This is a genomic window from Chryseobacterium carnipullorum (genome assembly GCF_900142785.1).
Taxonomy (GTDB): domain Bacteria; phylum Bacteroidota; class Bacteroidia; order Flavobacteriales; family Weeksellaceae; genus Chryseobacterium; species Chryseobacterium carnipullorum.
Map to the genome: position 1 here is coordinate 137,962 of NZ_FRCD01000016.1, position 11,987 is coordinate 149,948.

The following is an 11,987-nucleotide window of genomic DNA, read 5'->3' on the forward strand; positions in this document are numbered from 1 at the left end:
GACAATTTAGATCGAAGATTAAAGATTTTTACAATCGGTTACAAGATGCACTTTCATCTGATAAAGTAATTATTGTTAATTTAAGACCTTTTAAAACTTGTTTATAAGATCTTTAAATATGACGTACGTGTGTTTTTTTTCTTTACATTTCGTTCTGACAAAATTTGTGTTTAGTTTTGCAGTTTATACATTGCAAACTGCAATCAATTTATTCATTGATCTAACAGTGGATGTATCTGCACCATCAACAATATCTTTTATAATGATTCCTTTCCACTTAAGCCAAATACCATATTAATCGTTTTATGAGGATTAGTTTTTATCTATAAATAGCGCTTCGAGGTTTTGCGGTGGAAAACTTGATCATACAGATGCTAACAAACCTGACATCTGTCAGTAAATAAATAAAAGACCATAAACTCTTTTATTATATTTTAATTGTATATTTGTACCGTAAAATAGATGTAAATGTTTTCTAAAACCTGTGAATATGCGATCCGTGCACTGATTTATATCGCCCAGAAGTCGAGGGACGGCAGCAGGGTGAGCATCAAAGAAATTACCGGCGGAATCGATTCTCCCGAATATTTCATTGCTAAAATTTTGCAGGATCTGAGCAGAAAAGATTTTGTTCAGTCTGCAAAAGGCCCGAACGGTGGATTTTATATGGATGAGCAGCACCGCAAGATTACGGTTGCAGAAATTGTGCGGGAAATGGATGGTGACAAACTGTTTTCAGGATGTGGGCTTGGTCTTAAAAAGTGTTCGGAAAATCATCCGTGCAGCATTCATAATGAATTCAAGCGGATTCGGAACAGTATTAAAGAAATGTTGGAAGGATCGCCGATATCCTTGTTTGTGGAAGATCTGGATTTGAATTTAACCTTCCTCAAAAGGTAAAAAAATTTAGCATAATAAAAGACAAAAAGGTATTAATTCTAAAGTCATGAATATTCCCGTAAGAAATCCTCTGCTTTATAGCCTCCTCCATTTTTGGCTCGGAATGGTAACGGCGGTTAGTTTTATAGAAACACCTCTTAAATTTCAGGTTCGGGGTGGATTACGCTGGAATTTGCTCTGAAGCTGAGTCAGCTGGTGTTCGATGCATCCATCAAAACCCAGCTCGTGTTGGCTAGTGCGATGATCCTCATTGCGATCCTAAACCCAAAAACTTCCAGGTGGGTCTGGCTGAACATCGCAGTGCTGATTCTTATTTTGCTGCTCCAAAAAATATGGATGTTAACAGTAATTGATGCGCGCGTAGATTTGCTCATAAAAGGCGCGCCGCTTCAGTCTACAGACCTGCACAATGTTTTTATTTATTCGGAAGTGCTTAAATGGATGTTACTCATTACCCTAATAATTTTACAAACTAAAAAAATCAAAATAATGAATACCGAAAATATTGATAAAATGTCGGGACACTGGTTGCTCGCAAAAGTCGGAAAGAAAGTTTTACGTCCGGGTGGCAAATATCTCACTCAAAAGATGCTGCACCACCTGAAAATTTCTGCCACTGACCGTGTGGTCGAATTCGCGCCCGGCCTAGGGTATACTGCTAATTTAGCGCTTCAGCAATATCCCGCTTCGTATGTCGGAATTGATGCTGACCCTGAGGCGGTAGCTTATTTAAGTAAAACCTTTAAACAGGTGGCTGCACGCTTCGTCCTAGGGAACGCAAGCCAAACGGCTATGGAAAATGGGTCTGCAGACAAAGTGTATGGCGAAGCTATGCTGAGCATGCATGCCGATCACAGAAAATCAGAAATAATCAAAGAGGCGCACCGGATTCTGACCGTTGGTGGTCTATACGCCATCCACGAATTAGGTTTAGCACCGGACAGTTTGGATGAAAACCGAAAAGCCGCTATACAAAAAGAGCTAGCCTCTGTTATCAAAGTAAACGCCCGTCCTCTCACGGTGAAAGAATGGCGGTCGCTGCTGGAGAAAGAGGGTTTCCGCGTTACTGACGTAGAGACGGCACCAATGCATCTGCTGGAACCTGGCAGATTGATCAGTGATGAAGGATTTGGGGGTTTTATGACGATTGTTAGAAATATCATCACCCAACCCGACATACGGTCCCGGATCAGACAGATGAAAAACGTATTTAAAAAATATGAGGAACATCTCTGCGCAGTTTCCGTTATCGCCCAAAAAATATAAAAAACAGTTATTATGAAAAAAGCTTGGTTTAAAACAGCAGTAGTTCTTCTTTCTCTTAGCCTCACTAGCTGCAAAGAGAACACCCAGAATACCGCCGGAAGTGATCGTAGCGAGGCTATTGAAGCACAGGGTAATCCTGATATTTCACCCGTCACGTCTTTGCCGAATGTACCTGCACCTGTAAGCGACAGAAAAGCAAAAGAACTCATCGTGAATCTTGAAGTCATTGAAAAAGTAGGCGAGCTGGCCGACGGTACGCAATATAACTTCTGGACGTTCAACGGAACGGTACCGGGGGCATTTATCCGGGCCAGAACGGACGATGAGATTGAACTGCATCTTAAAAATAACGAAAACAACACATTCCCCACAATATTGATCTGAATGATGTAAATGGTCCTGGGGGCGGCACTGGGGGAAGTTTTGTAGCATCCGGAAAAGACGCGGTTTTTACTTTTACAGCCGCCAGCAACCTTGGGTTATATGTTTACCATTGTACAACAGTACCTGCCGGAATGCATATCGCCAACGGAATGTGTTTATTCGCGCAAAGGTTTACATGCGTTCTAGAAACACGGTCTCAGTGCCGATACGCAGATGACCGCCAACAAAATTAAACAACAGATCGAATTATAACCTTTAAATAGTATACAATGAAAAACTTAATTCTTACCACAGCATTCCTGGCCTTTGCGTTAAATTCTTGCGCCGACAAACAGGAAATAGCCTCCAACCAGCCCGAATCGAATGTCATGATCCCAGAACCGCAAGTCGCTGCTCCCGCTGAGACTGCCGCAAAAACCGAAGCAGCAACTTCCGAAGCCGACGGCGAAAAACTTCTGGCAGGTATGGACTGTCTTTCGTGTCATAAAGTGGATGCAAAACTCGTGGGGCCTTCTTATCAGGATGTTGCTGCGAAATATTCCGAAGCAGATCTTGATATGCTTGCTCAAAAAGTAATCGAAGGCGGTAAAGGAAACTGGGGCGAAATACCGATGGCACCGCACGCCGGACTCAGCAAAGACAATGCGCAGAAAATGGTGAGATATATTCTTTCGCTTAAGAAATAAGCATTAAAAAATTTAAGCTAACAAAACAGATAAAAATATATATTATGAATCTTAAAACAGATTTTATTGGCGATATCGTTGCACAGGATTTCCGGGCAGCAGCCATATTCAAAAAAAACGGCATTGATTTCTGCTGTAAGGGTGGCAGAACCATTGATGAAGCATGCGAAAATAAAAACCTCAATACGCAGCAGATCTATAGCGACATCGAAGCTTTAAGCAGTAATGAGGGCGGTTCTATTGATTTCAACAGCTGGCCCTTGGATTTATTGGTAGATTATGTGGAGAAAACGCATCACCGGTATGTGGAAGAAAAAACGCCCATTCTACAGGCTTTTCTTGATAAACTCTGCAAAGTACATGGTGCGGGACATCCTAAACTTTTTGAGGTCAAAGCCTTATTTGACGGTTCGGCTCACGATCTCAGTGCACATATGAAGAAAGAAGAACTCATTCTTTTTCCATTCATTAAGCAGATGGTAAAAACAAAGATTGCGGGCGAAGCTCTCGCAACACCTGCTTTCGGAACGGTTGAAAATCCCGTTAATATGATGAAGCACGAGCACACCGCAGAAGGCGAGCGCCTGCGCAGTATCGCAGCACTGACAAACGAATATACACCTCCCGCAGATGGCTGCAACACGTTCCGCGTGACATATGCGATGCTGGAGGATTTTGAAAACGATCTGCACATGCACATTCACCTTGAAAACAATATTCTTTTCCCCAAAGCGATCGATCTGGAACAGGAATTAACTGTATAATTTAAGCATAAACCTGCTCACGGGTTACTTTGTTGCACCTGTTTTTACGGCGCCTAAATTGACCATAAAATTAGCCCGTTCGATGAGTTTGTAAGAACGGAGGTAAATCGCGGCGCGGTTCAGGACCATAGAGACGGACGAAATGTGTCGTAAGTCGATCCGTTGGCAGTATTTGGGGTCACATCGCAGATATTGCACTGGTGATCTTCATTATTGCACGCAAAAACCTGCTGGCCACCGAAAGAAAAAAGATAAGGTTTAACCCAAAAGAACGGTCATTTTTATGGCTACTCTTTTTATAATGTTAGGAAATGAAAAGAAACGAAAATTTAATGCTGCTCTCACGGGATCATCATTTTGGTTTGCTCTGCTGCTGGAAAATCAGAGAAGGCATTAAGAAGAATATTGCTTATGAGCGCATCAGAGATTATGTCATTTATTTTTGGGAGTACCATCTTAGCGACCATTTCGATATCGAAGATAACGTTCTTCCGGAAGCCCCAGAAGAAAGCCTGCAAAGACAGCTGAACGGCGAGCACGGTGAAATCAGGAAGCTTGTGAAGTGCATCAGTCAGTCCGGCAATCTTCAGCTTTTATCTGCATTCGCTTCAGCCCTGAAATCTCATATCCGTTTTGAGGAGCGTACCCTCTTTCCGCATTTGGAAGAAATGCTCGGTAACCCCAGCTTAAATGAAATTGGTAAGCAACTGCGCGACCTTCATAAGCCTTTTGGGGAGGAATATGCCGATGAGTTTTGGAAGTGAAAAAAGCCGTAGTATACGTTTTTAAGCAGTAGGTAAATCTTTTTGTGAAGGCGCAGTACCGGGATTTATATCGCTATACGATAGAATCGTGGGGCAGCGGTAATTTAGATATATAATTATTTGTAAATCCATTAGTTCCGAGTTTAGAATCGTACCTTACAAAAAATACTGACGATGAAAGTAATACCACACACGAATTTAAAAACTAACTTTCAGATTTTGCAATGCCCCATTGAATTACAATCCGGCTTTGCAACTGGCATCGGTGTGAAACCGATGGATCATTTACGTTCGACATCAAAATGCCACGCCGCTTCCATGCGATAAGCTGAACATAATCTCATTTGGCAAAAAACTTCCAGAGCAATTTTAGAACTAATCACTGCATCTATAAACACCAAAATCAACAATCTCATGAATCAAGAAAGAAAACTATGGATTACGTTTATCCTAATCACAACGATATCGTTGGGAATTCTGGGGTATTACGGCCACGAAATTTATCAGAAGGCACCACCGCTGCCGGAACGTGTCGTTACTACAACAGGACAGGTAATTTTTGAAGGACAGGACATCAAAGACGGACAGAACGTTTGGCAAAGCATGGGTGGACAAGAAGTTGGCTCAGTATGGGGACATGGAGCCTACCTTGCGCCGGACTGGACTGCCGACTGGCTTCACCGTGAAGCACTCTATATCTTAAACCGATGGTCAGAAGCAGAATACGGAACATCCTATGAAACCCTGGCAAGCGAAAAACAGGCCGGACTGGAACGCAGACTTCAGCTCGAACTCCGTAGAAACACTTACGATCCCCAAACCGGCGATATCACCGTTACGCCCATGCGCGCCGAAGCCATCGAGTACCTGAATCGCTACTATGCAGGACTCTTTATGGAAAATCCTGAACTGGACGAGCTGCGAAATAATTATGCCATACCAAAAAACGCGATAAAAGATCCGACACGGATGCGCCAAATGAGCGGATTCTTCTTCTGGGCCACCTGGGCCTGTGTTACAGAACGTCCCGACAGCGAAATAAGCTATACGCATAATTGGCCGGCTGAAGAACTGGTGGGGAATAAACCCACAGCCAACCTTCTGATCTGGACCGGTGTCAGCATCATTCTGCTTCTCATAGGAGTCGGCGGAATGATCTTGTACCATGCACGGTTGCGCGAGGACCATCTGCCCGAAATGCCTGTTGAAGATCCGTTGATGCGCCAGGTATTGACCCCTTCCATGCTGGCAATTAAAAAATACATCTGGGTGGTGAGTCTACTGATTCTTATTCAGGTTACCGCAGGGGTAATTACTGCTCACTACGGCGTTGAGGGTGATGCCTTCTATGGTTTTGACTTGGCAAGCACACTTCCTTATTCGATCAGCCGGACGTGGCATGTGCAGCTCGGCATATTATGGATTGCGACAGCGTGGCTGGCGACAGGTCTTTACATCGCACCCTCAGTTGCAGGAAAAGACCCTAAATATCAAAAGCTTGGCGTCAACTTTCTTTTTATCTGCATACTCATCATAGTATTGGGTTCTATGGCAGGCCAGTGGATGGGCGTGATGCAAAAACTTGGACTTGAAACCAACTTTTGGTTCGGTCATCAGGGTTATGAATATGTTGATCTTGGTAGGTTCTGGCAGATTTTCCTCTGTGTGGGACTGTTCGTATGGCTTGCATTGATGTTCAGACCGCTGATTCCCGTCATAAGAAGCAAAACCGCAGAGAAAGGGTTACTTACCATGTTTCTTGTCGCTTCCGCAGCCATTGCAATATTCTATGCAGCCGGGCTGATGTGGGACAGACAGACAAATCTAGCTATTGCTGAATATTGGCGTTGGTGGGTGGTCCACCTTTGGGTAGAAGGATTCTTCGAAGTTTTTGCTACCGTCGTATCAGCATTCCTTTTTGTCAGATTGGGATTGCTGCGTACCAAGACAGCCACCCTTACCGTAATCCTCTCCACGGTGATCTTTCTTTCGGGCGGAATTCTGGGAACATTTCACCACCTGTATTTCAGTGGAACGCCCACCGCCATCATGGCAATAGGGGCAACATTCAGTGCGCTGGAGGTTGTGCCACTGGTCTTGATAGGTTATGAAGCCTACGAAAATTACCGCTTAAGCAAAGCTACGAAATGGCTTGTAGATTATAAGTGGCCCATTTACTGTCTTGTGGCAGTCGCATTTTGGAATTTCTTCGGTGCCGGAATTTTAGGATTTATTATCAATCCGCCAATAGCGTTATATTACATTCAGGGGTTAAACACCACCTCGGCACATGCCCATGGAGCCTTATTTGGGGTGTACGGAATGCTCGGTATCGGTCTTATGCTTTTTACACTCCGTAGCATGTACCGTATACAGAAATGGAATGATAAGCTGATTGGTTTTGCCTTCTGGTCCATTAATATCGGACTGATGCTGATGCTCGTCTTGAGCCTGTTGCCAATGGGGATCCTGCAGGCCATTGCCAGTGTAAATAAAGGAATGTGGTATGCCCGCTCTGCGGAGTTTCTGAAAGGTCCCGGAATGGATAACATCAAATGGCTCCGTATTATTGGCGACACGATTTTTGCCGTCGGACTCTTTGCCTTTGTCTGGTTTGTCTTTTCACTGAACCGTAAAAAACACTTGAAAGAGCTCCACGCACATGATGACGAATCCCATCATCAGTAAAAGACCCCGTCAATTCTATTAAACCGTCCGGAGTATGAATTATCTTAAGTATTTACTTTTGAACTTCATGCTCCCGGTGGTTTTTTATTACCGGGAATCATCTCCTTTTTTTAGGGTTACGCATGCACTTCTGGTTGATTTAGGGTTGTAAAGATAAGAATCTCAGACGCCCTTTCAGGTATAGATACGTTTTCCTCTTTTATTCTTAATAAGAAATCTGTCGATGCTTGAAGCAGATATCTTCGAAATCGCAGTTAGTTAATGTCCGAAGGAGTATTAGGTGCTTTTATATGATAAATTTGAATAAATATGAATTCAAATGCCACCCAAGATCTTATCATCAAAAAAAAATAGCGCAGTTTAATAAGGAGTTGCGTCTTGGCAATCTATCATTTTTTGAGATTGCAATATTATACTAATTATTTCTTAAATATTCTAAAATGTGTATTTACTCAGGTAGATACTATATAAGATAATATTATTCTACAAAACCGTCATAATTTTTATTAATGGTCTGCTTTATGCTATAATACAGTAAGTCATTTAAACACCCCATTAAATATGAAAAATTCGAATAACTTAGAGAACACATCTGGTATTACAAAAGAAATCGAACGTCAGAAAGCAATTAAAGCATTGGAAAAGGCAAAATCATTAAACCGGAAAGTTGTTTTTCTTGCTAAGGGAGCTTCAGGACATGTTAAACCGAATATTTTGTTTTAAATAATCAGAAATTAAGTATTTTTTTGATCGTTTTTTGAGATTGTAATTTAAAATTTATCAATAAAGAATGTTTATTTAGGAAATAAAATGTGATTTCCAATTTGCGAAAAATATTCAAAATCGAAAACTCCTAAAAACATTACCTATCCTTTAATTTTGAAAAATATTGGTTTCCGATATAAACACTTGCGGAAATTACTAAACCTCTTATGAACGACCAAAATAATATTTCGTTCAATTTATTGGTCGTATAGTTAATATCATCGTAAAAATTAATTTCCATTAGAAATATAATTACAGTCATTATTAGCGCACCTAATGAAATTTTTTCTATTCTTTTAAAGTCCATACTGTATAATATTTAACTATTGTATTAGTTTGTGATGAGCTAATATATCGTTTTTTGATATTTTAAGAGGTTATGTATTTTATAAGTTCTGATTATCCAGTTCAAATTTCACTCTGTCTGCCTCTATCAAATTTTTCAGTTCTTTTTCGTCAGGAAGATATGTTCTGTATTTACTTGCGAAAAGCTTCTCATTTTCTGACATTACGGAGTATTTCACTACTGTTTCATCTTTTTCGGTACATAAAATAATTCCTATTGTGGGATTGTCATCGACTCCTTTTTTAAGGTCATTATACATTCTTACATACATATCCATTTGCCCAATGGCTTCGTGAGTCAGCTTATGAGTCTTAAGATCTACAAGCACAAAGCATTTAAGGTAATAGTTATAAAATACTAGATCTATATAGAAATCTGAAGTATCAGTAACGATATGCTGCTGTCTAGCAACAAATGCAAACCCTTTCCCTAACTCCATTAAAAATTGCTGAAGATGAGTAATTAAAGCTGATTCTATTTGAGTTTCAGTTTGTGATATGTCTGAAGGAAGTCCTAAGAATTCAAATATATAAGGGTCTTTAATATAATTGGATATTTCTTTGTTTTCTGATTCCGGAAATTTTAATAATCGTCCTAAATATTGGCTGTCAATGTTTCTTTGAAGCGTCCTGGTATTCCAGTTTCCTTCAATGGAGTGTTCTATATACTGTATCCTGTGTTCAGTATTTTCAATTCTACTAATAATTCGATAGTGAGTCCAACTCAATTCGGTACGCACTGCGTTCCAAATTGGAAATGCGATGAAAAAAGCTCGCATATTATTAAGGTTTCTATCATTAAATCCCTTTCCAAATTCTACTGATAGATGATTAGCAAGATTCTTCAAGACTGATTTACCATACTTTGCACGAAGTTGACCATTTTGTTCATCCTCAATAATAAGCTGTCCAATTTCCCAATACATTTTCAGCAATATAGTATTACTCTTTCTATAAACTTGGTCTTTGGCATCAACAATAATTTTTGCAATGGAACTGTAAAGATCTTGATTAAATTCTGGTGTCTTTTCTATCATTTATCAAAATTACAAAATTTACTGTGGGTAGGTTAGCTAACCAAAAGATCATTTTTCAGATTTTATTAATTTATTAACACGCCAAACATTCAGCAATTTATTTAGAAAACTAAAATATGATATTAATCGTTTTATGAGACAAATTTTTATCTACGAAACGTTTCGAACGTTTTGCGATGGTTGAGTAGAGGCTATACGTTACCACTTATCTTCAACTGTTCTACCTTGTAAAAAATTTGATAAAGAAAGAATATTTGCGTTAAAATACTCTTCAATACTATTTTTAGCATCTTCTTTTTTTAATTCACCTTTCTTATTAAAGATGAAGAATGAAATTCCACTTCCCGTAAAATTTAGCTGATAATTTGCTTCACTGCTCATTTCTAGTTCGATGATTTCGTATTTTACCTTATTATCTTTAAAAGAAAGTTCAGTTGTATATTTTGCTGTAAATGGTACTCTTGCAAATCCATTTTTAATTGTGATAAAATTTGGCGCAGAAGTCACAAATTTCAAATATTCGCCATCTGTTTTACCTTTTATAACATTGTCAGCACTTTTGTAATTTTTATTTATATATTTTAAAGATTCATCATATAACTGTTTAGCCGTTTTACCTTCTGCTGGAATTACTACAAAAGATTTCTCAATATTTTCCGAGTCTTTTAAACCTGTTTGAGTGACAGTTATTTTCTGTGCGAAACTAAAATTTGCAAACATTAGTAACAGTAAAAGCATAATTTTTTTCATAATAATATAATTAGCGTTTTCGGGAAGTAATTTAATTAATGTTTGTTGCATCGTATTGTTTTTTGAGATTTTAAAACATTACTATTAAAAGAATACTCAAAAGAGTTTCATTGTTGGGTTTTAATCAGAATAAATTAGGTTTTAGTTATTATTTATTCAAAATAACTGATCTCATAAAGATTCTCCCAAAGTTTTTTCAGATCAAACAATATTTCATCTGCTATTTTTATCTGCTTCTCCAAATCTTGAATTGTGTATCGTTCTTTAGAATATCTTGTACGGGTTGTCTGTTGTGAATTCTTTTCTTTAACGACCCATCTGTGATCTGTGCAATAAATAAAAGTTTCGCTCTTTTCAACCATTACATCAAGCCAAACACCATGAATAAATGAATTTCTTAATCTTTGTAAAGGCTTTAATTTTGAAACAATTTTTAAAATATTTTCTTCTTCATAACTACGCATAGAAGAAAGCTTTTTAATCAGTTCTAAATTTGTGTGGAGCGAGTTATCCTTGATAAGAATATGACTTATCAATTCTTCGCCAGGATTAATTAATTTTTCGTTTATATGAGTAATCAAACTTTCTATTTCTGCAAAACGAACACTAAGAAGTCCAATTCTTGTGTAAAAAGGAAGATTTAATTCATTCAGTTCTTGTAATTCATATTTAAATGGTCTCATTGGCATAAATTGCTGACATATATATTGTTGAAAATATTTTGAGGTTTCGGATTTATTAGAATCGTTTTTTGAGATTTAATTTAATCTCATCTAACACTAAAACTAAATATTTGAAAAAGAAAAACTAGTATGTATGATTAAAATTCACCTAATTGATTTAATCAACAACTATTTTATAATACCCATTATCAACAGATGAAGGTATATTTTCTATAGTTAATTCATTAATTTCATAACCATCACAATCGCCCGTTAGTTGATTAGATGATATTTTAAAATTAAAAGTTCTTATAGGATCCGAGGTTAGATAAACATTGTAATTTCGCGTACCATCAAATAAACCTACATTTTTTAATAAAATCTTTTTATCATCACGAACTTCCACATTAATTCCAGCAAAATTTCCATTTCCATTATCCTGCTGTACAACAATGTTGCTACTGGTAAGCACTCCGTTTTGAATCAGATTTTCGCCTGAAGAATTTACAAATTCAAAAACTGTAGGTTCAGGGACGGTATAACAATCGTCTTTGCAGTTTTGTAAGAACAGAGTACTTGCAACTATAAGAGCTATTGATTTTTTCATAAAAATTAAAAATGTGATCTAAATTTAAAACTCCAAAAATATTGAATTATTTTGATGTGAATGGAAAAAAATTTTGAGCTGCGGAACTTAATTGACACTTAGTTAATGACTTTTACACTTATTTTTATCAAAAGTAAATATCGTTTTGTGAGACTAATTTTAAATTTTGTCTAAATTTTCGATATATATTATATTTATGCTGTAACAATATACTTATTCACCAGTCTGAAATTCAATAAGAAATTCTTTTAGAGGAATATTTTTTCTGTTCTGAAATCATTTCTTATTTTTTTAGATCTTAAAAAATTGTAATGCATGAATGATGAAGTATAATCTCAGTTTATTATATAAGCACATTTATATATTTCA

At 38.0% G+C, this 11,987-nt stretch carries 12 protein-coding genes; 8 read left to right on the plus strand and 4 right to left on the minus strand.

Annotated features, from left to right (window positions below):
• The first annotated feature begins 468 nt into the window (after positions 1-468).
• The 8 genes from BUC06_RS17800 to BUC06_RS23895 all read left to right on the plus strand — a co-directional run bounded on the left by BUC06_RS17800 (position 469) and on the right by BUC06_RS23895 (position 8,175).
• The gene (locus BUC06_RS17800; RefSeq protein WP_065722169.1) at positions 469-900 is read left to right on the plus strand and encodes an RrF2 family transcriptional regulator; all 432 of its coding nucleotides are present in this window, start codon (positions 469-471) and stop codon (positions 898-900) included.
• Positions 901-1,125: 225 nt separating this feature from the next.
• Entirely contained in the window at positions 1,126-2,166 is a 1,041-nt protein-coding gene (locus BUC06_RS17805) for a class I SAM-dependent methyltransferase (protein ID WP_228423807.1), read from the plus strand.
• 12 nt (positions 2,167-2,178) lie between these two features.
• Positions 2,179-2,550, plus strand: a complete 372-nt coding sequence (locus BUC06_RS24185; RefSeq protein ID WP_065722170.1) for a multicopper oxidase domain-containing protein — start codon at positions 2,179-2,181, stop codon at positions 2,548-2,550.
• Positions 2,551-2,918: 368 nt separating this feature from the next.
• Complete coding sequence (locus tag BUC06_RS17815) at positions 2,919-3,236, plus strand: c-type cytochrome (RefSeq protein ID WP_394363684.1); 318 nt, start codon at positions 2,919-2,921, stop codon at positions 3,234-3,236.
• Positions 3,237-3,280: 44 nt separating this feature from the next.
• A complete protein-coding gene (gene ric, locus BUC06_RS17820; RefSeq protein WP_065722172.1) occupies positions 3,281-4,000 on the plus strand; it encodes an iron-sulfur cluster repair di-iron protein in 720 nt (239 codons plus the stop codon).
• Positions 4,001-4,311: 311 nt separating this feature from the next.
• Entirely contained in the window at positions 4,312-4,764 is a 453-nt protein-coding gene (locus BUC06_RS17825) for a hemerythrin domain-containing protein (RefSeq protein WP_065722173.1), read from the plus strand.
• Between the two features lie 414 nt (positions 4,765-5,178).
• Entirely contained in the window at positions 5,179-7,452 is a 2,274-nt protein-coding gene (locus BUC06_RS17830) for a nitric-oxide reductase large subunit (protein WP_065722174.1), read from the plus strand.
• Positions 7,453-8,013: 561 nt separating this feature from the next.
• Positions 8,014-8,175, plus strand: coding sequence for a hypothetical protein (locus BUC06_RS23895; RefSeq protein ID WP_164463393.1), 162 nt, complete (start codon positions 8,014-8,016; stop codon positions 8,173-8,175).
• A 428-nt stretch (positions 8,176-8,603) separates the two neighbouring features.
• Here the strand turns inward: BUC06_RS23895 and BUC06_RS17840 are convergent, their stop codons facing one another.
• From BUC06_RS17840 to BUC06_RS17855, 4 genes are all read right to left on the minus strand, one after another.
• Positions 8,604-9,599 (minus strand): PDDEXK nuclease domain-containing protein, encoded by a 996-nt coding sequence (locus BUC06_RS17840; RefSeq protein WP_073335350.1) that lies wholly within the window; start codon positions 9,597-9,599, stop codon positions 8,604-8,606.
• A gap of 198 nt (positions 9,600-9,797) precedes the next feature.
• The gene (locus BUC06_RS17845) at positions 9,798-10,400 is read right to left on the minus strand and encodes a DUF4468 domain-containing protein (protein ID WP_073335351.1); all 603 of its coding nucleotides are present in this window, start codon (positions 10,398-10,400) and stop codon (positions 9,798-9,800) included.
• Between the two features lie 101 nt (positions 10,401-10,501).
• The gene (locus BUC06_RS17850; RefSeq protein ID WP_073335352.1) at positions 10,502-11,032 is read right to left on the minus strand and encodes a hypothetical protein; all 531 of its coding nucleotides are present in this window, start codon (positions 11,030-11,032) and stop codon (positions 10,502-10,504) included.
• A gap of 157 nt (positions 11,033-11,189) precedes the next feature.
• The gene (locus tag BUC06_RS17855; RefSeq protein WP_034751574.1) at positions 11,190-11,618 is read right to left on the minus strand and encodes a hypothetical protein; all 429 of its coding nucleotides are present in this window, start codon (positions 11,616-11,618) and stop codon (positions 11,190-11,192) included.
• Between the last annotated feature and the right edge of the window lie 369 nt (positions 11,619-11,987).

What these genes read in the sequence shown, in the direction of transcription:
- BUC06_RS17845 (WP_073335351.1), bottom strand. Translation starts at nt 10,400, where the DNA reads ATGCAACAAACATTAATTAAATTACTTCCCGAAAACGCTAATTATATT.
- ric (WP_065722172.1), top strand. Translation starts at nt 3,281, where the DNA reads ATGAATCTTAAAACAGATTTTATTGGCGATATCGTTGCACAGGATTTC.
- BUC06_RS17830 (WP_065722174.1), top strand. Translation starts at nt 5,179, where the DNA reads ATGAATCAAGAAAGAAAACTATGGATTACGTTTATCCTAATCACAACG.
- BUC06_RS17815 (WP_394363684.1), top strand. Translation starts at nt 2,919, where the DNA reads ATGATCCCAGAACCGCAAGTCGCTGCTCCCGCTGAGACTGCCGCAAAA.
- BUC06_RS17840 (WP_073335350.1), bottom strand. Translation starts at nt 9,599, where the DNA reads ATGATAGAAAAGACACCAGAATTTAATCAAGATCTTTACAGTTCCATT.
- BUC06_RS23895 (WP_164463393.1), top strand. Translation starts at nt 8,014, where the DNA reads ATGAAAAATTCGAATAACTTAGAGAACACATCTGGTATTACAAAAGAA.
- BUC06_RS24185 (WP_065722170.1), top strand. Translation starts at nt 2,179, where the DNA reads ATGAAAAAAGCTTGGTTTAAAACAGCAGTAGTTCTTCTTTCTCTTAGC.
- BUC06_RS17825 (WP_065722173.1), top strand. Translation starts at nt 4,312, where the DNA reads ATGAAAAGAAACGAAAATTTAATGCTGCTCTCACGGGATCATCATTTT.
- BUC06_RS17850 (WP_073335352.1), bottom strand. Translation starts at nt 11,032, where the DNA reads ATGAGACCATTTAAATATGAATTACAAGAACTGAATGAATTAAATCTT.
- BUC06_RS17800 (WP_065722169.1), top strand. Translation starts at nt 469, where the DNA reads ATGTTTTCTAAAACCTGTGAATATGCGATCCGTGCACTGATTTATATC.
- BUC06_RS17855 (WP_034751574.1), bottom strand. Translation starts at nt 11,618, where the DNA reads ATGAAAAAATCAATAGCTCTTATAGTTGCAAGTACTCTGTTCTTACAA.